Raw genomic sequence first — 23880 nt, forward strand, 5'->3', positions numbered from 1 at the left:
TCGAAGAAATGCGCTGTTCTTTTTAGTGCTGTATTTAAACAGGTACCAAATCATATTTTTATCGTGATATCTTTAATCAAACGATAATTAACGCCAAGAAGCAGAACAATTAATACAATACTCACTGGCATCGCTATAAACGTCGGCACCGTGATGATATTTGTGAAAAAGGAAAAATGAGTGGCCTCTATAAAAATGCCTGCTATTGCGATAATAAGAATGCTGCATGCAATAGAGAGCAGTCCATATCGCCAGCCTGAACGATAGAAAGTCAGACCTATCATCCAGCCGATTAAAAAGTAAATAAGGTGCAACATAACCAGGCTGCCAAAGACATAAAGGAATGCGGAAAAGCTGCTTGTATAATCAAATTCCTGTGTATGGATATTCCAGCCTGCCCACCCAGAAATGAATTGAAGGATAAAGCCTGACACAACCAGGGTGATCGTTATGGCAATAGAGAGCAGAACAGATGATAACATCGTACCGAGAAAGAAATTTTTCCTGGTTATTCCCTGCTGCATGTAATAATAAAAGAAGGAGGATGTTGTCAGAATGCCAAGGACGAACATATAAATAGATGATGACCCATTAGAAAAGTTTACCAAATCAATAAAACTGGAATGGGGGCCAGAAGCAAAGCTGACGACAACAATATAAATTACAAACATAAAGGAAAGAAACCACATGGTCCATTTCAATTGTTCCATAAATAAGAATCTAGCCATTGTTGCAGGTGATAAGATAATCGCACTCATTCCTTTTCCTCCTTTGTCAAATGCACAAACAAATCATGAAGAGAGAGGGGACCGATGTCCAGCCCGGCTTGATTTGCTGCATTTTTCTGCTGTTCAGAGAGTTCGCCGTATACCATGACAGATTTTGTTCCGCCAAGGAGCTGACTGTTTAAGACTTCTAATTCTTTTGTGAAATCATCCACCTGCTCCAATGAACCAGTAATGGAGAATCCTTTGGAAATAACCTGCTCATTGGTATCCTGCAATAAAACCTTTCCGTTATGAATCATCAGCACCTCATCAAAAAGATAATCGGTTTCCGAAACGAGATGGGTTGAAAAGATAATCGTTCTTGGATGCTTTTCCTGATCATTTAAAATTTCATTATAAAAAGTTTCTCTTGTCGGCGCATCCATACCGAGATAAGCTTCATCAAAAATAGTTAGAGGAGCTCTAGACGCTAAACCGATAATAGCCTGAAATGCTGATTTTTTTCCTTTTGACAGCTGATTCACTTTTTTATTTAAAGGAAGCTTGAACTTTTCAGCTAACTGAAGGGCAAGGGTTTCATCAAAATTTGGACGAAAGTAAGCCATTTCCTTTAATGTTTCCCCAACCTTATCATAGCTGTATTCCAAATCCTTGTGCTGATCAAATATGAAAATCGTGTCCTGCATGATTCTTGGGTTTTCAAAAGGGTCTTCGCCGTCGATGATAAGATTGCCTGTATCTGTTTTTCGAAAAGCGGATAGAACCGATAATAAGGAGGTTTTTCCCGCTCCGTTTCTACCTAGCAAACCATGGATTTTTCCCGATTCCAGCTGAAAACTGACTTGATCGATGGCGGTGAAATTTTTATAACGTACACTGACATCCTTTGCTTCGATGGCATAACTCATGCTTTATCCCCCTTTCTTGCTTTTTTGATTAAATCAATAATTTCGTCCTCAGTGATAAGAAGCTTTTCTGCCTCCTGGACTAAACCGATAACGTAATCATTCATAAACGCCTGCTTCCGTTTTTGAACGAGTTTTTGTTTTGCTCCTTCTGCGACAAACATGCCGACACCTCGCTTTTTGTATAGAATGCCTTCATCTACAAGCTGTGTGACGCCTTTGGAGATGGTGGCGTGATTAATTTTGTAAAATTGAACCAGCTGATTGGTGGAAGGAGCCTGTTCACCTTCCTTTAGCTGATTATTAACTATCTGGTCTTCAATCTGTTCACGAACTTGAACAAAGATAGGTTTATCACTTCGAAATTGTGTAGACATCGTGTGTATAGCCTCCTTTCTGGCAGGGTTTTATAATCGAATTGGTGCGTCCTTGGTCAGACGGTAGTTACAGATAATTAAAATGACTATCATGATAAAGAAAATAACATAGGGTCCCATACTGATAATGAGCGAGTTAGAGGTGAAAAAGTTAATCGTATGTGCAATGTCATCCTGATCCTGCAACAATGCGGATACGCCGAAAAATGGAAAGGAAAGAAGGATAAACAATAATCCAATCTTCCAGCGAAAACGATAAAAACCAAGCCCCATAAACCAGCCAATTAAAAGATAGAAAAAATGACTGACAGAATAATCGGCTATACTTTTTATAAAAGATAATACGCCGCCGCTGCTCAATAAATCTGACCATGGGACAGTAAAGCCTAAAGCTGGAACAAGTGTCTCAAATAAACCAATCATGAGACTCATGGCAAAAGCTAAAATAACGGAAAGCAACACGGACGCGAATAAGGAAGCTTTAAAGAACTTTTTCCGGGAGATTCCCAATTTAAAGTAGTAGTCTAAAAAACCATAAGAATAAAGCAATCCGATAATCAACAAAAATACATTCGAAGTTGTATTGCTGACATCGAGATTATCCAAGAAACCCCATTGAGTTGATGCCGTAATTCCAATCGTCAAAATAATCATAATACCAAAAAACCAAGCTGCCCATTTTAGCTGTTCTACGAATAAAGACCAGCCTAATTGAGATTGTTTCATGTTTCCTCACCTTCCTTTGTCAAATGAATAAATAGATTATTTAAAGATAATGTACCAACCTCTAAGCCAAGCTCAGCCGCTTCCCGCTGTTCTTGTTCTGTCAACGTTCCATACACCATTACAGATTTAGTGCCGCCGAGCGACTTCTCATGAATCACTTCCAATGTTTCTGTAAATGAATCGACATCTTCTTCAGGCCCTGTAATAGAGAAGCCTTTTTCCAGAAGCTGCTCACTTGTTTCCTGCAATAAAACCTTCCCGTTATCGATAATAAGCACTTCATCAAAAAGGTACTCCATTTCGGAAACAAGGTGGGTGGAAAATAAAATTGTACGCGGATGTCTCTCCTGTTCTAATAAGATTTCTTTATAAAATAACTCTCTTGCCGGCGCATCCATTCCGAGATAGGCTTCATCAAAAATGGTGAGCGGCGTTCTGCTTGCCAGGCCAATGGTAACCTGTAGAGCGGAATACTGCCCTTTGGATAATTGGTCGGCACTTTTATCCATCGGAATGTTAAACTTAGCTGCTAAATCTTTGGCATAAGCTTCGTCAAAATTCGGACGGAAATAAAGCATACCCTTGAGTATTTTAGCGATTTTATCGTAGTCATAGGTATTATCTTTATCATAAATAAAAGATGTTCCCTGCAAAATTCGTTCATTTTCAAAAGGGTCTTCGCCGTCAATGACAATCGTGCCCCGCTTTACCTTGTGGAAAGAAGCAAGATATGTTAACAGGGTTGTTTTTCCGGCTCCGTTTCTTCCCAGTATTCCGTGAACTTTCCCTGGAGACAGCGTGAAGCTTACATCTTCTAACGCTTTGTATTTCTTATAATGTACCGTTAAATGGCGTACTTCAATGGGATAAGCCATATACATTCTCCTTTATAAATTAATAGTTAAGTCATACTGTGTTATGGTTATATACTTATGTGTATAACCATAACAGTGTTACAGTTAGTTGTCAATAAAATATAGAAATCTTTCTGAAAAATAGGCTTCGATAAAACGAAACGAGGCTTTTCTAAAAATAATAAATTTACAAAGAAATTTTTTTGGAACTTATGATATATTGGAATATAAGTTAAACATATAAGAAGCAGAAATGTTAAAAGAAAGGCAGGAGGGACGGATGATGAAAAAAGGTCGCTGTCATTTAATCTTAGCGGGCAATTTGCATGAGTGATAAAGGAAAAGTTATCGGGATTGCCCTGATTACAGCAATCACGCTGCTGGGGGATGCCATGCTTTTTATCGTCTTGCCCTTACACTGACAGGATTTTGGATTAACAGCTATTTGGCAAATCGGTGTCCTGTTATCTATTAATCGTTTTGTCCGTTTGCCGATTACCCCATTTGTAGGAATATTTTACAACAAGTTCGATATCCGTTCGGGTGTATTGATTTCTGTGGTTTTTGCAGCATTAAGCACGTTCTTCTATGGCCAATTTCAAGGATTTTGGCTCCTTCTGCTTGCCAGAATTTTATGGGGAATCGCCTGGTCATTTGTGAAGCTGGGTGGGATGCTTACCGTTGTATCGTTTTCTACGGAACAAACGAGAGGAAAGTATATGGGATTGTATAATGGTTTGTGGGGATTAGGAGGTTTAGCCGGTATGCTGGCAGGAGGGTTTTTAGCAGATCAGTTGCCGATATCTTTTGTGACGACATTGTTTGCGCTGGCAGCTGTGGCGGTTTTTCCTTTTATCTTCAAACTGGTGCCTAAAAACAATACGACTGCAGAGAAAGATACGGTTGCTGTAAATCGTCATGTGCCGGAAAAGGAGAAGCAATCGATACGTCTAGCCATATATTATTCTCATCATTATTACCGGAGGAACGATGGGTTATATTACCATGGGTATTTTTAACTCTACCTTGAGCCCCTTGATTGAACAGTCGTATCATCTGCATTGGTCCGTATTTGGCATGGTTATCGGGGCAGCAACACTGGCTGGAATCATTCAAGCAGTTCGCTGGGCTTGGGATCCTTTTTTGCCCCTGTTATAGGAAGCTTTGTCGATAAACAAAAGCAAAAGTATCATTGGATTCTTATTCCATTATTCCTTGGCAGCGCTGCTTTTTTAATGTTAGGCAGTGTGGAATCTTTTATTTCTTTGTTAATCATCATCATGTTTTTTCAAGTGATAACAACGATTTTATAACGATAACAGATACTTTGGCAGGAGATGCTGCAGCTAAAACAAATCCTGTTAAGATGATGACGCTGCATACAGTAGCTGTTGATTTAGGCGCAGCAATTGGTCCTTTACTGTCATTTATTATTATTGATTTAAATGGAATTTCTGCCGTATTTTATCTTTCAAGTATGGTTATGTTATTTGTAGGAGGAGCATGGGGAGTTTTTCACTTTTTTGGGAAGAAAAAAGATAACTATCTTGCGTGATAGAATCGGGTTTTTAATTAATAAAGAATGGAGGTTGTATGATGACAGAAGCATTAACAATTAGAAACGTAACCTTAGGAGAGGGGAAACCAAGTATTTGTATTCCTTTAACATCTTCTAACAAAGCAGCACTTATGGAAGAGGTGGAGCGTTATCAGCAAGAAGGAGCAGATGTTGTTGAATGGCGTGCCGATATATTTGAAGAAGTGGAAAATCATACAGCAGTGGAACAGATGTTAAAAGATTTAACGGCAGTTTTAAAGGGAATTCCGCTTATTTTTACCTTCCGAAGCCATCAAGAGGGAGGAGAGAAGAAGATTTCCAAGGCGGATTATATCGCTCTGAATCAATTTGTGATCCAGACAGGGCTTGCAGATTTGGTAGATGTGGAATTGTATCAGGGAGAGGATGCAGTTAAAAATCTGATTTCTGCAGCGCATCAGCAGCATACATATGTGATTGTTTCCAATCATGATTTTCAAAAAACACCGCCTAAATCGGAAATTGTCCGCCGTTTAAAATGGGCAGAGGAGCTTGGCGGTGATATCTTAAAAATTGCCGTGATGCCGAATCAGACTGCGGATGTTTTAGAGCTGCTCACAGCAACTAATGAGATGAAAGAATATACCACGAAGCCCATGATTACAATGGCGATGGGGCCGCTTGGTGTAATCAGCCGGCTGTCCGGCCAGGTTTTCGGATCTGTTTTAACCTTTGGGGCAGGGGAAAGAACTTCAGCACCCGGGCAGGTTCCAGTTCAGGAACTGCGACAGGTGTTGGAGGTAATTGAGAAATCGATGGATGTAAGCTAACTGGTTTAATGAAAGGTAGATCTACGTGAATTTGAGAAGGATGGATCTGCCCTCAGCCGGAAGTCGGAGTTTTTCTTCCATCTGAAGCAGCGGAAATTTCAAGGGATAAATCAGTCACCGACCCGATGTGCGGGAGAGGGTAAGCCGATACAATAAATGTATCAAATAACTTATTCTCAGGAGCTGATTTATCCCATGTTTTTTACGTATGAGTCTATGAAAAGTCATATTGATTATCGGATGGAGGATGTAAGGAAGTCAGGGAAGCTTTGTAAAAATAAACCAAAAAAGAAGAAAGAAAAGATCTGGAAAACTTCCGCTGCTCGTTTGAAGGGAGAGATGAAGTAGAATGAAATACAGGAAAAAAGAGGATGTCGATTTAGCAATCTGTAAATCGGAATCCTCTTTTTACATTAGACTGTAATTCAGTTAGGATACCTTTCAAAAAATCTTGTATCTGCATCTTGAAATCAGAAATACACTTAAACTGTCATGGTTACTTTAGGGATTTGGCTGTCTTGCTTTCCCATATTTTCAGCTATATCCACTGCAGCCGCATAACCAAATACCATCGATGCCCCAATCGTTGCGCCAGGTCCGGGATAGGTTTCTCCCATGACAGAAGCGGTGCAATTTCCAGTAGCATATAATCCTGTAATTGGTCTGCCATCTTTTCTGACGACTCTGGCTGCTGCATCAATGACCAAACCGCCTTTGGTGCCAATATCGCCCGGGTAGATTGGGATTGCATAGTATGGTGCTTTGTTCAGCGGAGCAAGGTTAGGGTTATCCAGTGTCGGGTCACCATAATATCTGTCATAAGCACTATTCCCGCGTCCAAAATCCTCGTCCTGCCCATTGGCTGCAAATGTATTAAATCTGGAAATGGTATTAGCCAGCTTCTCTGGAGACACATTGATCTGCTCGGCTAATACCTCCGGAGTTTTTGCTTTTTTGGCATATCCTGTCTCAAACCATTCTTTAGGAAGCGGCTGTAACGGCATGATTCCGAATACCAGATAACGATTCTTCACCCGTTGATCAAAAATCATCCATGATGGTATCGTGGAGCTCTTTTCATGATTATTTTCATACATTTGATCAACAAATTCATGGTACGGAACTGATTCGTTGATATAGCGGTCGCCATTGCTGTTGACGATAATCAAGCCGGGCGTGGCGCGTTCAGCGACCGGCATAAATGCAGGTGCTCCAGGTGGTGCTGATGTAGGAGTTCCCCACATTTTATCCATTAAATCCAATTGTCCGCCCAGTTCGACTCCTGCTGCAATAATATCACCTGTCTGCTCTTCAGCTGACAGTGTCCATTCCGTATTGGAAGGCTGCGGTAAATATTTCTCCCGTAAATCCGGACTATGGGAAAACCCGCCAGAAGCAAAAACCACACCTTCCCGGGCCTGAATGTTGAGTTCCTTTCCATCTCTTTCGGCGATAACCCCTGTAACGCGATTATTTTCATAAATCAAATCTTTAAATGGGGTGTTAAGCCAAACTTCCCCGCCAGCCTCTTTGAGCGAGGTATACAGGCGGGCAACAACAGCTTCTCCTAAGGTAGTAGGTTTATACCCGGAAAGGAGTGTGCGAATTAGGCGCATTCCTACTTTCATTGCCTTTACTTTTCCAATCCACGTTCTCATGATCATATTTACTTTGTGGAATTCACTTGATTTTAGTACCATCCCTTTTGTTGGCAAGCCGGAAGTACGTAAATATTTCAAATCATCTCCTAAATTGCGAAGGTCAAAAAGCTGAGCTTCTACGGCTCTCCCAGATGCTAAACCTCCAGGTGATTCAGGATAATAATCGGAGTATTTAGGAGTGTATTCCCACCGGAAATGTGCTGTATTCTCATGCAGATACTTTACCATTTCGGGTCCTTTTTGCAGATAAGCCGATTTTAATACATCTGGAACGCGGTCTCCGACAGTAGCATCTAGATACGATTTTGCCTGTTCATACGTGTCCTTCACCCCGGCCTCCTCCAGATAAAGGTTGTTGGGAATCCAGATGGTTCCGCCGGATTTGGAAGTGGAGCCGCCAAATAGTGCAGTTTTTTCAATGACAATTACTGATAATCCGCGCAAGCAAGCTGTTAAAGCAGCTGTTAATCCGCCAGCGCCTGAACCCACAACAACGACATCATATTGCTCATTCCACTGATTTTCCAATGTTATGACCTCCCAATCAATCTTAAAATTATGATAAGCTATAAGTACGAGTTAACCTAAGTATAAATTTTTAATAAAGCGCTTTCAATCAGTAATATATTATGGTCTGTACACATAAACAACAGATTGCTGCAATATGTTTAAAAACAAAAAGGATTTGGGGTGGTTTGTGTGGTTACGAAGGATATGATAATGGACAGGCGGGTAAGAAGAACGAAAAAATTACTGAAGCATGCGCTGCTTGAATTGATGCAGCAAAAGCATTATGAGCAAATAACAGTGACAGATATCGTTGATTATGCGGATTATAACCGGGCTACTTTTTATCGGCATTATAATCAAAAGGCAGATTTAGTGAAGGAAATAATCACGGACCAGACAAATGGGCTTATTCAAGCCTTCAGCATTCCTTATAAGAAAAATAACTATATTCACTTAAGTTCCTTAGCTCCTTCAGAGATTGTTATTTTTAACCATATTCTCGAAAACAAGCATTTTTATGGGCTTTGGAAGGAATTTGAGGATATTCCAGGATTCTATGAAACTTTTTTGGAATCTATCACGCAATTTTTCAAACAGGATATTAATCTGATTACCCCGTGTCATGATGGGCTGGATAATAATATGTATACCTCGTTTTACGCTTATGGGATTTTAGGCATTATTTTAGATTGGATTAAAAACGATTTTGAACAATCGCCGGATTATATGGCAAATCAGCTTTGTAAAATAATCAATTACTATCCGGCGGAATCATTTATTACTGGGGATTCCTGATGAAATGAGTGAAGCATATCGTTAGACAGCTGGAAAACGGTTATAATATATACAAGTTGAATTAATACTTAGTTACTGGAGGAAAATAGATGTTAGCCATTGTAGAAAAAACAGAAAAAGGCTATTTAGCAACCTTTGAACGAAGATTTAAAAGCTCTGTTGAAGCAGTGTGGAGCACATTAACACAAAATGATAAACTGCAGCAGTGGATGCCGAACTTAGAAGTGGTAGACCTGCGTAAAAACGGAACAATGAAATTCAATATGAATGATGGAACAGGTAACTCCTTTGAGATTGCTATTCTAGATTTTCAGGCGCAGTCCTATTGGCAATTTGAATGGGGAGACGGTTCTGTCCGGTTTGAACTGGAGCCAGTAGAAAATGAATGTGTTCTTTTATTAAAGGAATATGTTCCGGATCTGAACGATCATATCCCGAAGGATTTAGCCGGATGGCAGGTATGTTTAGAGATGTTCCAGGCAGCGCTGGAAGGGAAACCAATGGATTTTCCAAAGGAATCATGGGAAGCACATTATAAAGCATATCAAAAAAAGATTAATCCATTTTTGAATGAAGAGAAATAAAACAACAGTGCCTCAAACTGAAATTGTCGAGGTACTGTTGTTTTATTTTAATAAGGGTCGGCGTCATGTCCTAACTCTTCTGCGTGCTTCGGAGCCTGCTCGGCATCCGTTGCTCCTAATGGATTTTGACTGGTGCCATGCTTTTTCGCCTGTTCTAATCCTTTTCGCAGGCGGCGTCCATATTCTTCATCTGCATCTTCTGCGAGTGCAATCATTTTATCTTGAATACGCTTGTCACAGGTCGATAAATCGCCAATCAGATTGGACAATAATTCATCTTTTTCCCAGTCTTCAAACTGACGGAAGGTTTCGCCTGCCTGTTTTGTATTATCATTGCGGTCAATGGATTCGCGTACAAGATGACCCTCTACAAAAGGTTTATATTCTTTTCCGGTCTGCTCTGCTTCCTCCAGACCGCCGAGTACAGACGGCTCGTAATTGATATGCGGGTTTTGTCCCGGGGCTTTATCATTTTCCTGACGTAATTGTCCGCCTTCCTGATTGGTTGCCACTCGTTTTTTCGCTGCGTTGATTGGCACTTGCAAATAGTTCGCTCCGACACGATAGCGCTGTGTGTCTGAATAAGAGAAGGTCCGTCCCTGAAGCATTTTATCGTCCGAAAAGTCCAGTCCGTCAACTAATACACCGGTGCCGAATGACGCCTGCTCTACCTCGGTGAAATAATTCTCCGGATTTTTATTTAATACCATTTTCCCGACTGGCAGCCATGGGAATTTATCCTCTGGCCATAGTTTGGTATCATCCAACGGGTCAAAATCAAGCTCCGGGTGATCATCGTCTGACATGATTTGCACCAGCAGCTCCCATTCTGGATAATCTCCATTTTCAATGCTGTCATATAAATCCTGTGTCGCATGGTTGAAATTTTCACCTTGAATTTCCGCTGCTTCTTTGGCGGTTAAATTTTTAATCCCTTGCTTCGGCTCCCAATGATATTTGACCAGCACTGCTTCACCTGCTTCATTGACCCATTTATAGGTGTTTACACCAGATCCCTGCATCATGCGGTAGTTGGCAGGAATGCCCCATGGGGAGTAAATAAAGGTCACCATATGAAAGGACTCTGGAGAATTGGAACAAAAATCAAAGAAACGCTCGGAATCCTGAATATTTGTTACGGGATCTGGACGGAAAGCGTGAATCATATCCGGGAACTTCATTGCATCACGAATAAAGAATATTTTTATATTGTTGCCGACCAGATCCCAGTTGCCATCCTCTGTGTAAAATTTGACTGCAAAACCACGCGGATCACGAACGGTTTCCGGCGAATGGTTGCCGTGTACCACTGTTGAAAAGCGGACGAATACAGGGGTCTGCTTCCCTTTATCCTGAAAAACTTTTGCTCTGGTGTACTTGGAAACCGGATCATCACCGACCGTTCCATAGGTTTCAAAATAGCCGTGCGCTCCTGCGCCTCGTGCGTGAACAATACGTTCTGGAACTTTTTCACGGTCAAAATGACTAATTTTTTCAATGAAATCATAGTTTTCCAGCGTTCCAGGACCACGATTGCCGACGGTCCGGATATTTTGGTTGTTGGTTACCGGATGCCCTTGACGGGTAGTTAAGGTTTTATCATTTTCCATGTTGGTTTGGTGCGTGGATTTTTCTTTATCAGCCATAGATTTATCCTCATTTCCATTATAAATTTCTTCTCATTAGCATTGCCAATCCAAATAAAATTAATCGTATCTTTGGAGGATTATTATCTGAGATGGAAAAAATGCAGCGTAAGGGAGTTTGGACTATTTTCAAAAAGAACAAAATGCTCCTCCTGATGTTTTCAAATCCAATTCATTTTTGATTTTCTAAAGGAAAATAAGGGAGAGGACTTGAACTTTTCTTGCCAGCTATTACAATAGAAATAGACAAATAATTTGGAAAAGCTGTACATTCAGTACGGTTATATTCCATATTGATAATAGAACGTTTGAAATAAGTTAAGCTTAAAAAGTGGAGGTCAGACAATGCCGATTAAAATTCCGAGAGAGTTGCCTGCAAAAGAAATTCTGGAAGAGGAAAATATATTTGTGATGGATGAACAGCGCGCGGATGCACAGGAAATTCGTCCGCTTAGTATTCTTATTCTTAATTTAATGCCGGAAAAGCAAAAAACAGAAACGCAATTGTTAAGATATTTAGGAAATACACCGTTACAGGTGCGCATTTCTTTTTTACGAATGGCTTCACATGAATCAAAAACAACAAACCAGAATCATCTGGATACTTTTTATAAGACCTTTGAGGAGGTACGGGATAAAACATTTGACGGTATGATTATTACGGGCTCCCCGGTAGAGCATCTGTCTTTTACCGATGTGGATTATTGGGAGGAACTGCAGGAAATTATGGACTGGACGAATGATCATGTGACATCCACCCTGCATATTTGCTGGGGAGCACAGGCTGCTTTATATCATCATTATGGCATTGATAAGCATCCGCTTCCGAAAAAATGCTTTGGGATTTTTGAACATGATGTGTTAACACCAAAAGAACGCCTGGTAAGAGGGTTTGATGAAGTATTCTTAGCCCCGCATTCCCGCTATACAACGGTTTCTTTGGAAGAAATCGAAAATCATCCTGAACTGCAGCTGATTGCTGTATCCGATGACGCAGGAGTCTTTTTACTTGCTTCTAAGGATGGAAAGCATATTATGGCAACCGGGCATTTAGAATACATGGCAAACACATTGAAGGAAGAATATGAAAGAGACCATGCACGAGGAATCGATACAGCTATGCCGGAAAATTATTATCCCAATAATGATCCGGAAAAACAGCCGAAGCATCGTTGGAAGAGTCACTCCAGCCTGCTGTTTTCCAACTGGCTGAATTATTATGTGTATCAAGAAACCCCTTATGTATGGGGAGAAGAGTAAAAATAGATTGAATGAAGCAGAGAAGGGACTGGATGCGTCTGGTCCTTTTTTAAAACACCAAAAAATAAGGCTGAAGCAGCTGCCAGCCTTATTTTTTGGTGTTTATCCTAATCGTTTTTGATAAAACAGAGGCATGCTCATAAGCATTCATCAATCCCTGCTGCTGAATGGTTGTTTTAGGAATACTTTTATACAGCAAAGTAATTGGAAAGTTTGCTGAGAATGGAAAAGGTTCCATGGTTATTGTCTCCTTATCTTCCCAGCTGACAGAAAAAGCAGATGGAAAGGAGGATGCGGTGTTTGAAACGGATATCCCGTTTTTAAAAAAAGGATGAAGGTCTTTATCCGCGGCTCCCGGCTCATTCATACATGCGAACAGAGATAGATTATCGGAAAACTGTAAAAGCGTATAATCCATTTCAAACGTCGCTTGATTAAAATGATCCATCCTGCTGATCAGCCATTCCTGCCGCTCTGCTTCCTCCTGAACAAACGCTTTTGCTTCAGGGAGCGTGGATGTTACGAGAAAACGCTTATAATGTTCACTGCATAATAATGCGGCATACCTGTCCTTTTCCTGGACCTGCTCAATACCCTGCGTGTACAAGACGGTTTTTGGCATGTCTGGAAAATCGATAAAGGAATAGGGACGATTTGCCTGATCATTCCAAAAAGGCTGCTTGTCAAAGGCCTCCCAGCCGCAGTCATGCTGATAAGCTGCATAGATAACAGAATCTTTATAAGGCGTATGCTCGAAATAACCCGAGGCCAGATTTTTAACTATTTCTCCAGATACAGAAGCATGGTCTACCTGTGTTATAAAAATAAAATGGCCGTTCTGATTTCGGATAATCATTTTACTCATTCCCTTCCTTGTGATTGATTGCATGGAGAACGAAAGAGCCCCAGGAAGCTTTTCATATCATTAAAAAAATTACTTCTCCATTCTTAAAAAAGACGATGGATTACATTCTCCACCGTCTTTATCTCTGTATTATATCATTTTATCAAAATGTATCCGTTTATATAAAGTATAGAAGATCGGAATGCCGATCAGTAAAACAATCAATTCACTGATTCCGGTTGTAAGCCATGTCAGCAGGAACGGTAATTGTAAAGCTATATTTAGCATAAAGGCAATAATAAACATATTAAAGCTGAAAATCAATGTATTTAGAAATAGCAGTGTCAGCTTGTTTTTAATATATTTTTTTAAGAAAATAATAATTCCTAAAGATATGGCGGTATGTGCTGTCCCGAATAAAAGATCCAATCCGCCTGCCATTGAAAATAAATTAGATGCAAATACACCAATCGTAATGCCGAAAAAGTAACGCTTATCAAAGATAATCAAATGGTTAAACATCTCTGATATTCGAAATTGAATCGCCCCAAATGCAACTGGGGAGACCAGCAGGGATACGGCGACATACAATGCTGCAATAATCCCGTTAATCACAAGTGTCCTTATATTCATATCCTGTTTTCCTCCTAGTTTTTTAGCGTGGGATGGTTACGAACCACGTTGAACCTAGCCTATCATACCAGTATCGAAGAAGGAAAACAATCGTTTTGTATATGTAATGATTTGGAAAACGCGAAGCTTTTAAACATAAAAACAAGTTTAACAGGGAGCGGACAAAATAAATGAAGTGACATCATGGAAAAGAAACGAAACTAAAAACAAACCCCCGGCTGTCAAACCGGGAGTTCGTCGTTATCAGTTTATTCTTCCAGAGCAGCTTCCAAAAATGTCCGATTAACCAATCCTTCAATTTCATCTGACTGCATATACCCTGCTTCGTAGCTGATTGTTGCCATTTGCTGCAGCACTTCTTCGTTGATTTCATACGTTGGATTGAGACGTTCGCTTGCTTCCAGCGTTTCCTCGTAATCCAACTCGTTGCCTGTCGTTTCTTCAATGTGATTGACAAATAATTCAACTGCTTCTTCCTGATTCTCTTCAATAAATTCTACAGCACGGGCATGGGCACGCAAATAGGCCTGTGTTAATTCCTCATTGCTTTCCGTAAATGATTTCCGCGCAGTAACAACAGTTGTTGTTGATTCTGTTCCCCAAGCAAATTCTTCTTCATCAAGGAGAATGTCGGCGTTTGCCTGATTTTCCAAATATACGCCCCAAGGCTCCTGCGTGGCCGCAGCATCGACGTCTCCCTGCAGGAACAGCGTGGATGTGTCAGCAGGAGCCTGCGGTACCAAGCTTACGGTTCCGCCCTCGTCATCTACTTTCAGACCGACATCATCTAATGCTTCTCGCAACATGATGTCCTGTGTGGAACCAATAGTCGGGATGGCTACGCGCATGCCATCAAGATCTTCAACGATTTCGATACCTGAATCTTCACGAGTGGCAAGGACTGCCCCGCCATTCACCGCTCCGGCAATGATTTCATGCTCCGGATTTCTTAAATAAGTTGTTGTTGCCGGAGACGGGCCAACAGTACCAATGTCGATATCCTGTGTGGACATAGCCTCCATAAAGGCACTGCCATCCGGGAATGTGGAGGTTTCGATATTTACCTCTTCTCCCATTTCTTCTTCAAAGTAACCATTTTCCAGCGCAACTACCGTAGTAATATGTGTGAAATTAGGGAAATATCCAATGTGTATTTCATCGGCAGCTTCTTCTGAACCACAGCCTGCCGCTCCTAATAAAAGAAGCGCACCCAGGCCGAATAATATTTTTTTCATATCCCTCATCCTTTCTATTAAGTTCCAACGCCCCATTTTCTTGCAACAGAGCGTTCCATTCTAAGAAATACCTGATTATCCATAATCGTACCGATGATACCGATCACAATCATAATAGAAAGTACTAAATCCATTGATTGCAAGGAGCGTCCCATATCTAACAGATACCCGAGGCCGCCGTTTCCACCGAGAAGCTCCCCAGCCATGATTGCGCGCCAGGCGAAAGCCCAAGCAACACGAAGACCAGAGATAATATGCGGTACGGATGCCGGAAGAATCACGGTTCGCACAAGATGTGTACCCGACGAACCTAATGTACGTGCAGCATTTAAATAAAGATTGGGCACATTTTTAAATCCGGTGCTTGCATTTACTGTCATTGTCCAGGTTGCTCCAATAGTCACAATAAATAAAATGGCTACATTCCCAAGTCCAAACCAGACAATAGCCAGAGGGAACCAGACAATACTCGGAATGGACTGTAACGCAGTCACAAAAAATCCAAGCGTATCATCCACCCATTTATAACGGGCAATTAAGTACCCAAAAATCAGACCTAAAATTACTGCTATGGAAAAACCGAGCAGCAGTCTCCCGAGTGTCATTCCTGTAGCTCCGAGTATTTGCCCGGAAATCAGACCGTTCACTAAGGTGCTTAACACCGTGACTCCGCCGGGATCATTCGGGATAAGCAAAGGGGGAAACATAAAGGTCGGAAACAGGTTGGTTTTAGATATGATCTCCCATATAGTCACGATCACGATCACGAACAGCACTCGTCTTAAGGCGGTAATCATCCCCGAACTCCTCCTTCAACACTTTTTCCATTTCTTCTTCCAATTCCTTCATCACACGTGTTTCTAAATCTACAATTACACTATCTGATGGGTTACGCGGGCGCGCCGCCTGTACTCTGAAAGATTTTTTGATTGCTCCAGGTCTCGTGCTCATAAGCAATACCCGTTCTGAAAGCGTGAGTGCTTCACGAATATTATGCGTGATAAAGAGAATGGTTTTTCCGGTTTTTTGCCAAATTTCTTGCAGCTCCTGATGCAAAATAAGCCGTGTCTGTTCATCAAGGGCTGCAAATGGTTCATCCATCAAAAGAACGTCAGGATCCATCACGAGAGCACGCGCAATTGCTACACGCTGCTGCATGCCGCCCGATAATTCATGGGGAAAAGCAAGCGCAAAATTTCCGAGATGCACCATTCGAAGCCCTTCCATTGCTTTTTTTTCCGCTTCTTTTTTGCTCATTTTTTTCAACAGCAGTCCATATGTAACATTATCCATGACATTCATCCATGGAAATAAACCGCCTTGTTGAAAAACAACGACCCGGTCAGTCCCCGGTCCTTTAACTTTTTTATCATTCACATATACTTCTCCAGAAGTCGGGCTGTCCAGACCGGCGATTAAATTCAAAATCGTAGACTTGCCGCAGCCGGAAGGTCCAAGCAAAGAAACAAATTCGCCAGCTTCAATTTGGAGATCGATATCATGCAGGACATGGAGCGAATCCGTTTTGCCTTTGGGGAAGCTTTTATTTACCTGCTCCAGTTTTACCTTCATAAAGAACCTCTCCTTCAAAATAATAAATAAATATAAGTAAACTTATAAGGATTATATATTATGCAAAAAAAAGCGTCAAGGGAACTTGTATTGTGATACGTTTGGTATTTTATTAAATGAATTATAAAATCTTGCCCAAATGACAGGCATAAAGGGAAGGGTTCATGCGTTTTCTCTCAACGGCAGTTTTAAAAAATGTTTCCGTTTGAAAAAATATTAAAAAAGAAGAATCAACACCAAAATCTATGGTTGGAAAATAGAATTAAATGTGATAAAAGCAACAAGCTAGCGGAGGAAAAACACGGAGACTCCTATGGGAAGGCGCGGGACATAAGTGCGACTATGCTTCTGTCTGCGCCTGCCGGCTTGCCAATCAGCAAGTCTTCTTTAAAGGAGATGAGCTCGGGGCCCATGGAAAGCGTAGTGTATTTCCGTAGCGGTCGCTTACAGCAAATATATATCTACTATGTCACCCATAGATTTTGGTGAAGAGCCAAAAAGAAAAACCTGCAAATATTTTGACCATCGTACTTACTTTATTTATAATAAGTTACATAAAGTAAGTTTATTATTTTTAGTTAATTATAAATCAATTAAGAAAGGTGACTAATACTATATGGAAAATAATTTTTTTGAATCTCCGACAATGCATGTATCAGATATAACCATTCAAGTAGCGAATTTACAGCGTTCCCTCGATTTTTATCATACTTTTCTAGGCTTTCAAGTGATGGAGGAGACAGAAAACCAGGCCATCCTTTCTGCTGATGGAAAGAAGGCTTTAATCATACTGGAACAGCCGGAAGGAGTGCTGCCGAAACAAGGCAAAACCACAGGGCTTTATCATTTTGCCATTTTATTGCCTCAAAGAGCGGATTTGGCGGCATTTTTAAAACATCTTCTGCAGGCAGGGAAAGCATACAGCCTGCAATTAGGGGCTGCCGATCATATTGTCAGTGAAGCACTCTATTTTTCTGATCCGGATGGAAATGGAATCGAAGTTGCCAGAGACCGATTATCTAAAAGCTGGAAGTGGATAGATGAATCCGTGCAAATGAGTACGGATCCGCTTGATGCAGATGGACTACTGGCAGAGGCTGCTGGTGATTGGCAGGGGATGCCTGTGGAAACACGTATTGGACATGTGCATCTCCATGTGAATGATTTGCCGGCAGCAAAGGAATTTTACATTAAGGGAATAGGGTTCCAAGAGGTAACTGGATTTCCTGGAGCATCTTTTTTATCTGACAACGGTTATCATCACCATATTGCGATTAATACATGGAATGGGGAAGGAGCGCCGATTCCAGATTTACAAGTGGTTGGGATGCAGTTTTTTACAATAACGTACCCGAATAAAGAGGAGATAGACAAAGTGGTTCAAAGATTGGCAGCATTAGGTTATCCGGCTGATGAAGGAATGGTAAAGGACCCTGCAGGAAATCATATTTTTCTAACTGCTGCAGCAAAATAAAAAACATCTGCTTGAAAAAAGTGGATAGGTAAATCCAATTGAGGTAGAATAAAAACACAATATACAGCGAGAGATGGGAGCACTTCCATGGAATATATTTTATTAATTATTGGATTTGGATTGTTAGTAAAAGGGGCAGACTGGTTTGTTGACGGCTCCTCTAATGTTGCTCAGCTGCTGCGCGTTCCCCCGATTTTAATCGGATTAACAATTGTTGCCTTAGGGACAAGTGCACCGGAAGCAACGGTAAGTATTATTGCAGCAGCGCAAGGAACAGCCGATGTAGCAGTTGGAAACGTCGTGGGAAGTAATATCTTTAATATTACGCTTGTTATCGGTTTGGCAGCTGCAATTTATCCGCTTCGGGTTCAAAATGAAATGATAGTCAAACAGATTCCTTTTGCATTACTAGCGGCAGTAGCCTTGTTTGCCTTAGGTAGCGATGTGCTGCTGCAAGGTTCGGGAGCAGATATCCTCAGCAGAGGCGATGGAATCGTTTTCTTTCTGTTTTTAGCGATTTTTATGTATTACATCATTGAGGTCGGTTTGAAAAGCAGAAAAGAAACCAAAGCAGTCAGAGATTCCAATGTAAAATGGGGAAAGAGCACCTTCATTACACTTCTCGGATTGGCTGCCATTATTTTGGGAGGGCAATTCGTTGTAACCAATGCAACAGAAATTGCTCTGTCATGGGGGATGAGTGAGGCGCTGGTCGGTCTGACCATCGTCGCAGTAGGAACCTCCCTGCCCGAATTAGTTACCTCGATATCTGCAGCGCTTAAAAATGAAAGTGAAATTGCCTTAGGAAACGTGGTCGGCAGCTGTATTTTTAATATCTTATTTGTTCTTGGTGCAGCATCGCTGATTACTCCTTTATCCATCAACCCTGTTATCTTCACAGATATTTGGATAATGATTGTGCTGACCATCCTTCTATTGATTTTTTCCAGAACAAGCTTTCGAATTGGAAGAAGAGAAGGGATTATACTTGCTCTTATATATGTAGCATATACCGTCTACATTATTATAAGAAATTAAAAAAGAAGGAGACCCGGTCTCCTTCTCAGCTTGTAGAGAAAGTATGGTATTTTCTCTGCAAGCTTTTTTATATGGTTAAAATAATCAAGAGAAAAATAAGATATATCATGAAAATAAACTCCCATCTACCTATCCTTGCTTGGATAGGTAGATGGCAATCTTCTTCATGTTCTGGCAGGCTGCGGTGAGTAATACTTGCTCTCCCGCATTCTGCAATCCCCTCAACCTGCAGTAGCGAAGTCCATGCAGCTCTTTAGAGTCTGCAAAACTTCGCTCTACTTTTTCTTTTCTAAATTTGTATAGCTTTTTTCCGGAAACGGATAACCGGTTTAATCGCACGTGTTCTTTATGTTCTTCCCAAACATGACGGGTGACTACTTTCTGATGATTATTCGAGCGGGTACACTGTTTCAAAAGCGGACAGGATATACACTTTTTTGGGTCTGATTTAAATTCTCTGTAACCTTCTCGTGTCGTTGTTTTATATGGCAATTCTTCTCCATTCGGACAAGTATAACTATCTCGGTCTTCATCATAACGGAATTTCCACTTCGGAAATAACCCTTTCGTTGGATGATAGCGACGGTGAGCGATGACGCCGAATATATTCCGATCAGCTAATCCCTTACAGATTGGATTCGTTAAATAACCGGAGTCTAAAGCCACTGCTTCCACGATAAAATCAAACCGTTTGATTTGCCGGTCTAACCGTTTCAGATAAGGGACCGAATCATGTACATTTCCCGGAGTGACGTACGCGTCTGTAATAATATTATATTTCATATCTGTGGTTCGATGATCTAAGTAACAGAACATTTCTTGTTTGTGGTCCCGAGACATAAAACCACTTTCCAGATCTGTTTTACTTTTCCGAATGGTTTTGACTTGTTTCACTTCCTCTCTATCTCTTAGCACCTTTTTTCCATTCTGTTTACGATCCTCTTGAATGGCTTGGTTTAGTTCTTCTACGTAGTCTCGTGTTTCCACTTCGACTTCTTCCCGATTAAATTTATGTTTATTGGCATTCGCTTTCAAATGAGTGGAATCCGTAAAAAGAACTCTTCCTCCAACCATACGGTGATTCATAGCTTGGAGAACAATTTCATCAAAAATTTCTTGGAAAATCTCCGTATCTTTAAAACGGGTTCGACGGTTCCAACTGATGGTAGAATGGTGAGGAACTGGTTCTGTCAGTTTTAAACCTAGAAACCAGCGGTAAGCATTATTTGTTTGAATTTCCTTTTCAAGTTGGCGTTCCGAACGAATGCCAAAAAAATACCCAACAAACATCATTTTGAATAAAATAAGGGGGTCTAGAGAGGGACGACCATTATCTTCACAATAATAAGGTTTTACTTTTTCAATAATAAAAGAGAAATCAATGTATTTATCTATTTTCCGTAGTAAATGGTCTTGGGGGACTAAATCTTCTAAACAAACAAATTCCATTTCATTTTGCATGTGTTTTCTCGTGTGAAACAAGCTCATCACCGCCTTTGTTTGGTACTTCTATTATACCAAATAATTACGGTCAATTGGGGCTGTTTCCCACATAAAAATAGACTGCCGAGGGTTTCTCGACAGCCTGAGAAGGAGACCCGGTCTCCTTCTTTTACTTTGCATACCAGCTGGCAGCTGCTTTAACTTCGCTCATCGTCAGCTGGTGCCCATTACTCTCCCAATGGATATCAGCTTTAGCCCCGGCATTTGCCAGCAAACGCTGCAATTCCTCCGCTTCTTCCGGAGGGCACATCGGATCATTATTACCCGCAGCAATAAACACGTCTGTACCAGTTAAATCCGGAAGGTCAATGCCCTTTCTCGGTACCATCGGATGATGAAGAATTGCCTTTTGCAGGGAGTCTTTATAATGGAATAAAAGGCTTCCGGCAATATTAGCTCCGTTCGAATAGCCGATTGCTGTAACTTGTTTTCGGTCAAAACCTTCTTTTTGGCTAGCCTCATTTAAAAAATCATGTAATTCTTCTGTGCGTTTGATTAAATCTTCTTCATCAAAAACACCTTCCTCCAAACGGCGGAAAAAACGGGGCATGCCGTTTTCCAACACGTTTCCGCGAACGCTCAAAACATTTGCCTCTGAATCAATGATATTCGCTAAAGGTAATAAATCATTTTCTGTACCGCCTGTTCCATGCAGGAGAAGCAGGGTAGGACCAGTCGGACCCGCTTTTTCTTCATAGATATACTTCATTGATGTTCATCCTTCCCACTTGCGTTATTCTTTTTCAGCGGCTTGATGGCCAACCTTTTTCAATACCTCGATAACAGTCGCTTTATCGCTCTCTGAAATTCCTTGGAACATCTCTTCAATCACCTGCTGATGCTTCGGGAAAATCTCATCCATCATTTGTTTTCCTTTTGCTGTAATTTCTAAATAAACTGCTCTTCTGTCATCAGGACAATTTGTCCGGATTAAGAGCTCTTTTTTTTCAAGCTTATCAATGACGTAGGTTATCGACCCTGTGCTGATCAATACGGATTCCGAAATTTCCCGGATAGTTTGTCTGCCTTTATGATACAATGCTTCTAAAATAGCAAAGTCAGATGCGCGCATGCCGTGATTTTTGATATCTTTTTTTGTTAATTCTTCTAACGCTTTAGAAGCCTTCATGGTAATGACGAAAGCTTTCAATGATAAATTTTCAGCCAAAATAATCACCTCTCTTTTGTGATATAAAAATATATTTAATTAAGATATATGTAATTAAATAATAATGAATGATAACTAATTTGTCAAGTGAGCGAGGGAGAGGTATGTGCTTTGCGGCATCAAAAATCCTCTGGTGTTACAGTCATTACAGCGTTCTTTACAGGGCGGCTGTTTAACCTAAGAAAAAGTGTCGCGGAACACATGGTAGGGAAAACGATAAGAAAGATTGGTGATTGAGAAATGAAGGAGAGTTAATGTGAGCAAGAATAAATTTGAAGAACATCTAGATGCAGCAGGAATTGCGTTTGATTTGCTTCTTTTCCTGCCTATATTTGTATCTAACTTAGCAGGAATTTTCAGCAAGGATGTATTTGCTGAAAACTCCTTGTATATTCCAGTTATTTTTATCATCGATATTATAGAGATATGATGACATAACAGTTTAGAGCTTTAATTTTCTTCATCCGTTTTAATCTTATGCATCTGCATCCGTTCATTAAACAATGTCGGGTAGGAGAGAAAGCCAAGCATAATACTGGTTACGGCAGCTGTTGTCAATAATAGAAAGAGAATTAACAGCTGGAATTGGACTGCTTGGATTGGATCAGCGCCAGCAATAATCTGCCCGCTCATCATTCCCGGCAGTTGAACGAGACCGATTGTTTTTTGACTTTCAATCGTGGGAATCAAGCTCGCTTTAATAGAATGAATCAAGGGCAAATGGATAGCCTGCTTTGGTGTTCCGCCTAAAGAAAGCAGGAGCTCTGTTTCTTTTTTCTGTGTTTGGATTTCTGATGTGAAACGGTTCAGAAAAAGAATGGAAAGCACCATGGAATTACCGACAACCATTCCGCTGATAGGGATAATGTATTGTGCAGTCGGCGGTGTAATTTGAAATCCCAATAGAATACCCTGTGTCAGCAGCTCAATAAAAACAAATGTCAGAATCAGTTTCCATATGATTCCCTTGATTGATGCGCCTTTTTTCTGTGCATTATGTGTGGCTGCGCCAATCATGAGAGCAACCATTAAGATAATAAAAAGATAACTGTCTGATTCAAAGACAAAGGTTAAAATAAAGCCGACAGCTATAAGCTGAATAATCGATCGAATGGTTGCGATAAACGTATCTTTTTCCAAGCCGAGACGTAACGTTTTAGAAAGGATTAAAGGAATCAGGACGAAAATAAGCGATAAGCTCAAGTTTAGGACGCTCATTGCCATTCCCCCTTCACAAATTCCTGTACCCGGGAGTCAGCCGGATTTTTCAATAAGTCTTTCCTGCCTGCCTCAACGAGTTCGCCGTTCATCATGACCCATGTATCATCGCCAATATGTAAAGCTTGTTCTAAATTATGAGTAATCCAGGCAATGGTCACAGAGAATTTCTGATTAATATGCTGGATTAACTGCTCGATATCTGATGTGGATACCCGGTCGAGGGAGGAGGTAATCTCATCCAGCAGCAAGACCTTTGGACGATTGACAAGCGTACGTGCAATGGACACCTTTTGCCGCTGGCCTCCGGATAAATCTGTAACATCCCGGTGGAGAAAAGAAGCATCCAGTCCAACCTGCGTAAGCAAATGCGCTGCCTCTTCTTTTTCTAATTCTTGGTTTTGAAGTGTTTTTGGCATAGCCAGATTTTTATAAACGCTCCCCCGCAGCATCGTCGCATCTTGAAGTGCAATGCCAACGGTACGCCGTAACGCAGTCGGTTCCATGGTTTGAATGTTTTTTCCAAATAGATAGATGTCCCCTTTGGTTGGAGAAATCAATCCGTTTAATAAGCGGAATATCGTTGTCTTTCCAGCTCCGGAAGGGCCGACAAAGGTGGTGATTTTTCCTTCAGACAGGAAGCCGGATATATCTTTAATAATATCTAAATCTTCATCAGAATAGCTGACATGGTTTAGTTCTATGGCTGCTTTATCGGTTGATTTCATTGTTTGCTCCATGGTGAAGTTCCTTTCTGAAATGGGTATAGAAGAGAAGCAGGA

Annotated in this window: 27 protein-coding genes and 1 riboswitch; of the genes, 10 read left to right on the top strand and 17 right to left on the bottom strand. The window is 40.8% G+C overall.

Annotated elements, in window-relative coordinates; all coding sequences use genetic code 11:
• Positions 1-50: 50 nt before the first annotated feature.
• The 5 genes from BN997_RS10275 to BN997_RS10295 are packed head-to-tail and all read right to left on the bottom strand — an operon-like array spanning position 51 to position 3611.
• Entirely contained in the window at positions 51-758 is a 708-nt protein-coding gene (locus BN997_RS10275) for a hypothetical protein (RefSeq protein WP_052484977.1), read from the bottom strand.
• On the bottom strand, positions 755-1636 hold the full coding sequence (locus tag BN997_RS10280; protein WP_042531984.1) for an ATP-binding cassette domain-containing protein: 882 nt from the start codon (positions 1634-1636) through the stop codon (positions 755-757). Before BN997_RS10280 ends, BN997_RS10275 begins: the two co-directional genes overlap by 4 nt.
• The gene (locus BN997_RS10285; RefSeq protein ID WP_042531986.1) at positions 1633-2010 is read right to left on the bottom strand and encodes a GntR family transcriptional regulator; all 378 of its coding nucleotides are present in this window, start codon (positions 2008-2010) and stop codon (positions 1633-1635) included. The genes BN997_RS10280 and BN997_RS10285 overlap by 4 nt, the downstream gene beginning before the upstream one ends.
• 30 nt (positions 2011-2040) lie before the next feature.
• A complete protein-coding gene (locus BN997_RS10290) occupies positions 2041-2736 on the bottom strand; it encodes a hypothetical protein (protein ID WP_042531988.1) in 696 nt (231 codons plus the stop codon).
• The gene (locus BN997_RS10295; RefSeq protein ID WP_042531990.1) at positions 2733-3611 is read right to left on the bottom strand and encodes an ATP-binding cassette domain-containing protein; all 879 of its coding nucleotides are present in this window, start codon (positions 3609-3611) and stop codon (positions 2733-2735) included. The genes BN997_RS10290 and BN997_RS10295 overlap by 4 nt, the downstream gene beginning before the upstream one ends.
• A 467-nt stretch (positions 3612-4078) precedes the next feature.
• Here BN997_RS10295 and BN997_RS22905 point away from each other — a divergent pair, with 467 nt between their 5' ends.
• From BN997_RS22905 to aroD, 4 genes are read left to right on the top strand one after another with little or no spacing between them, the layout of a single operon-like run.
• Positions 4079-4609: an MFS transporter gene (locus tag BN997_RS22905; RefSeq protein WP_175297031.1), complete on the top strand. Its 531-nt coding sequence runs from the start codon at positions 4079-4081 to the stop codon at positions 4607-4609.
• Positions 4581-4748, top strand: coding sequence for a hypothetical protein (locus BN997_RS23180; RefSeq protein ID WP_175297032.1), 168 nt, complete (start codon positions 4581-4583; stop codon positions 4746-4748). Before BN997_RS22905 ends, BN997_RS23180 begins: the two co-directional genes overlap by 29 nt.
• A gap of 34 nt (positions 4749-4782) precedes the next feature.
• Positions 4783-5145: a hypothetical protein gene (locus tag BN997_RS22910; RefSeq protein ID WP_042531992.1), complete on the top strand. Its 363-nt coding sequence runs from the start codon at positions 4783-4785 to the stop codon at positions 5143-5145.
• A 41-nt stretch (positions 5146-5186) separates the two neighbouring features.
• Entirely contained in the window at positions 5187-5957 is a 771-nt protein-coding gene (aroD, locus tag BN997_RS10310) for a type I 3-dehydroquinate dehydratase (protein WP_042531995.1), read from the top strand.
• 482 nt (positions 5958-6439) lie between these two features.
• Here the strand turns inward: aroD and BN997_RS10315 are convergent, their stop codons facing one another.
• Positions 6440-8146: an FAD-dependent oxidoreductase gene (locus tag BN997_RS10315; protein WP_042531997.1), complete on the bottom strand. Its 1707-nt coding sequence runs from the start codon at positions 8144-8146 to the stop codon at positions 6440-6442.
• A 171-nt stretch (positions 8147-8317) separates the two neighbouring features.
• Here BN997_RS10315 and BN997_RS10320 point away from each other — a divergent pair, with 171 nt between their 5' ends.
• Positions 8318-8923: a TetR/AcrR family transcriptional regulator gene (locus BN997_RS10320; RefSeq protein WP_042531999.1), complete on the top strand. Its 606-nt coding sequence runs from the start codon at positions 8318-8320 to the stop codon at positions 8921-8923.
• Between the two features lie 89 nt (positions 8924-9012).
• On the top strand, positions 9013-9507 hold the full coding sequence (locus tag BN997_RS10325) for an SRPBCC family protein (RefSeq protein ID WP_042532000.1): 495 nt from the start codon (positions 9013-9015) through the stop codon (positions 9505-9507).
• A gap of 47 nt (positions 9508-9554) precedes the next feature.
• Here the strand turns inward: BN997_RS10325 and BN997_RS10330 are convergent, their stop codons facing one another.
• Positions 9555-11153, bottom strand: a complete 1599-nt coding sequence (locus BN997_RS10330) for a catalase (protein WP_042532002.1) — start codon at positions 11151-11153, stop codon at positions 9555-9557.
• A 345-nt stretch (positions 11154-11498) separates the two neighbouring features.
• Between BN997_RS10330 and metA the strand changes: the two genes are divergently transcribed.
• Positions 11499-12413 (top strand): homoserine O-acetyltransferase MetA, encoded by a 915-nt coding sequence (gene metA / locus BN997_RS10335; protein WP_042532005.1) that lies wholly within the window; start codon positions 11499-11501, stop codon positions 12411-12413.
• A gap of 88 nt (positions 12414-12501) precedes the next feature.
• On the opposite strand, the gene BN997_RS10340 is transcribed toward metA, so the two are convergent.
• The 5 genes from BN997_RS10340 to BN997_RS10360 all read right to left on the bottom strand — a co-directional run bounded on the left by BN997_RS10340 (position 12502) and on the right by BN997_RS10360 (position 16697).
• Complete coding sequence (locus BN997_RS10340; RefSeq protein WP_244882364.1) at positions 12502-13278, bottom strand: DUF3891 family protein; 777 nt, start codon at positions 13276-13278, stop codon at positions 12502-12504.
• A gap of 129 nt (positions 13279-13407) precedes the next feature.
• On the bottom strand, positions 13408-13890 hold the full coding sequence (locus BN997_RS10345; RefSeq protein WP_042532008.1) for a QueT transporter family protein: 483 nt from the start codon (positions 13888-13890) through the stop codon (positions 13408-13410).
• A gap of 8 nt (positions 13891-13898) precedes the next feature.
• Positions 13899-13943, bottom strand: a riboswitch (PreQ1 riboswitch).
• A gap of 195 nt (positions 13944-14138) precedes the next feature.
• The gene (locus BN997_RS10350; protein ID WP_042532009.1) at positions 14139-15125 is read right to left on the bottom strand and encodes an ABC transporter substrate-binding protein; all 987 of its coding nucleotides are present in this window, start codon (positions 15123-15125) and stop codon (positions 14139-14141) included.
• Positions 15126-15142: 17 nt separating this feature from the next.
• Positions 15143-15922, bottom strand: a complete 780-nt coding sequence (locus tag BN997_RS10355) for an ABC transporter permease (protein ID WP_042532014.1) — start codon at positions 15920-15922, stop codon at positions 15143-15145.
• Complete coding sequence (locus tag BN997_RS10360) at positions 15855-16697, bottom strand: ABC transporter ATP-binding protein (RefSeq protein ID WP_042532015.1); 843 nt, start codon at positions 16695-16697, stop codon at positions 15855-15857. The genes BN997_RS10355 and BN997_RS10360 overlap by 68 nt, the downstream gene beginning before the upstream one ends.
• 616 nt (positions 16698-17313) lie before the next feature.
• Here BN997_RS10360 and BN997_RS10370 point away from each other — a divergent pair.
• Positions 17314-18171, top strand: a complete 858-nt coding sequence (locus tag BN997_RS10370; protein WP_042532019.1) for a VOC family protein — start codon at positions 17314-17316, stop codon at positions 18169-18171.
• A gap of 87 nt (positions 18172-18258) precedes the next feature.
• Positions 18259-19209 carry a calcium/sodium antiporter gene (locus tag BN997_RS10375; protein ID WP_042532020.1) on the top strand — a complete coding sequence of 317 codons (951 nt, stop codon included), beginning with the start codon at positions 18259-18261 and terminating at the stop codon, positions 19207-19209.
• A gap of 129 nt (positions 19210-19338) precedes the next feature.
• Here the strand turns inward: BN997_RS10375 and BN997_RS10380 are convergent, their stop codons facing one another.
• From BN997_RS10380 to BN997_RS10390, 3 genes are all read right to left on the bottom strand, one after another.
• A complete protein-coding gene (locus tag BN997_RS10380; protein WP_084612915.1) occupies positions 19339-20697 on the bottom strand; it encodes an IS1182-like element ISOih1 family transposase in 1359 nt (452 codons plus the stop codon).
• Positions 20698-20821: 124 nt separating this feature from the next.
• The gene (locus BN997_RS10385; RefSeq protein ID WP_042532024.1) at positions 20822-21421 is read right to left on the bottom strand and encodes an alpha/beta hydrolase; all 600 of its coding nucleotides are present in this window, start codon (positions 21419-21421) and stop codon (positions 20822-20824) included.
• A 24-nt stretch (positions 21422-21445) separates the two neighbouring features.
• On the bottom strand, positions 21446-21880 hold the full coding sequence (locus BN997_RS10390; protein WP_052484979.1) for a MarR family winged helix-turn-helix transcriptional regulator: 435 nt from the start codon (positions 21878-21880) through the stop codon (positions 21446-21448).
• Between the two features lie 256 nt (positions 21881-22136).
• On the opposite strand from BN997_RS10390, the gene BN997_RS23185 reads away from it, so the two are divergent.
• On the top strand, positions 22137-22310 hold the full coding sequence (locus tag BN997_RS23185) for a hypothetical protein (protein ID WP_175297033.1): 174 nt from the start codon (positions 22137-22139) through the stop codon (positions 22308-22310).
• Positions 22311-22330: 20 nt separating this feature from the next.
• On the opposite strand, the gene BN997_RS10395 is transcribed toward BN997_RS23185, so the two are convergent.
• On the bottom strand, positions 22331-23098 hold the full coding sequence (locus BN997_RS10395; protein ID WP_042532027.1) for an ABC transporter permease: 768 nt from the start codon (positions 23096-23098) through the stop codon (positions 22331-22333).
• A complete protein-coding gene (locus BN997_RS10400; protein WP_244882365.1) occupies positions 23095-23838 on the bottom strand; it encodes an ABC transporter ATP-binding protein in 744 nt (247 codons plus the stop codon). The genes BN997_RS10395 and BN997_RS10400 overlap by 4 nt, the downstream gene beginning before the upstream one ends.
• Positions 23839-23880 lie beyond the last annotated feature (42 nt).

This window comes from Oceanobacillus oncorhynchi (assembly GCF_000821065.1).
Lineage (GTDB): Bacteria > Bacillota > Bacilli > Bacillales > Amphibacillaceae > Oceanobacillus > Oceanobacillus oncorhynchi.

Coding starts and splice junctions, on each gene's coding strand:
- BN997_RS10275 (WP_052484977.1), bottom strand. CDS start 758: ATGAGTGCGATTATCTTATCACCTGCAACAATGGCTAGATTCTTATTT.
- BN997_RS10280 (WP_042531984.1), bottom strand. CDS start 1,636: ATGAGTTATGCCATCGAAGCAAAGGATGTCAGTGTACGTTATAAAAAT.
- BN997_RS10285 (WP_042531986.1), bottom strand. CDS start 2,010: ATGTCTACACAATTTCGAAGTGATAAACCTATCTTTGTTCAAGTTCGT.
- BN997_RS10290 (WP_042531988.1), bottom strand. CDS start 2,736: ATGAAACAATCTCAATTAGGCTGGTCTTTATTCGTAGAACAGCTAAAA.
- BN997_RS10295 (WP_042531990.1), bottom strand. CDS start 3,611: ATGGCTTATCCCATTGAAGTACGCCATTTAACGGTACATTATAAGAAA.
- BN997_RS23180 (WP_175297032.1), top strand. CDS start 4,581: ATGGGTTATATTACCATGGGTATTTTTAACTCTACCTTGAGCCCCTTG.
- aroD (WP_042531995.1), top strand. CDS start 5,187: ATGACAGAAGCATTAACAATTAGAAACGTAACCTTAGGAGAGGGGAAA.
- BN997_RS10325 (WP_042532000.1), top strand. CDS start 9,013: ATGTTAGCCATTGTAGAAAAAACAGAAAAAGGCTATTTAGCAACCTTT.
- BN997_RS10330 (WP_042532002.1), bottom strand. CDS start 11,153: ATGGCTGATAAAGAAAAATCCACGCACCAAACCAACATGGAAAATGAT.
- metA (WP_042532005.1), top strand. CDS start 11,499: ATGCCGATTAAAATTCCGAGAGAGTTGCCTGCAAAAGAAATTCTGGAA.
- BN997_RS10340 (WP_244882364.1), bottom strand. CDS start 13,278: ATGAGTAAAATGATTATCCGAAATCAGAACGGCCATTTTATTTTTATA.
- BN997_RS10345 (WP_042532008.1), bottom strand. CDS start 13,890: ATGAATATAAGGACACTTGTGATTAACGGGATTATTGCAGCATTGTAT.
- BN997_RS10350 (WP_042532009.1), bottom strand. CDS start 15,125: ATGAAAAAAATATTATTCGGCCTGGGTGCGCTTCTTTTATTAGGAGCG.
- BN997_RS10355 (WP_042532014.1), bottom strand. CDS start 15,922: ATGATTACCGCCTTAAGACGAGTGCTGTTCGTGATCGTGATCGTGACT.
- BN997_RS10360 (WP_042532015.1), bottom strand. CDS start 16,697: ATGAAGGTAAAACTGGAGCAGGTAAATAAAAGCTTCCCCAAAGGCAAA.
- BN997_RS10370 (WP_042532019.1), top strand. CDS start 17,314: ATGGAAAATAATTTTTTTGAATCTCCGACAATGCATGTATCAGATATA.
- BN997_RS10375 (WP_042532020.1), top strand. CDS start 18,259: ATGGAATATATTTTATTAATTATTGGATTTGGATTGTTAGTAAAAGGG.
- BN997_RS10380 (WP_084612915.1), bottom strand. CDS start 20,697: ATGAGCTTGTTTCACACGAGAAAACACATGCAAAATGAAATGGAATTT.
- BN997_RS10385 (WP_042532024.1), bottom strand. CDS start 21,421: ATGAAGTATATCTATGAAGAAAAAGCGGGTCCGACTGGTCCTACCCTG.
- BN997_RS10395 (WP_042532027.1), bottom strand. CDS start 23,098: ATGAGCGTCCTAAACTTGAGCTTATCGCTTATTTTCGTCCTGATTCCT.
- BN997_RS10400 (WP_244882365.1), bottom strand. CDS start 23,838: ATGGAGCAAACAATGAAATCAACCGATAAAGCAGCCATAGAACTAAAC.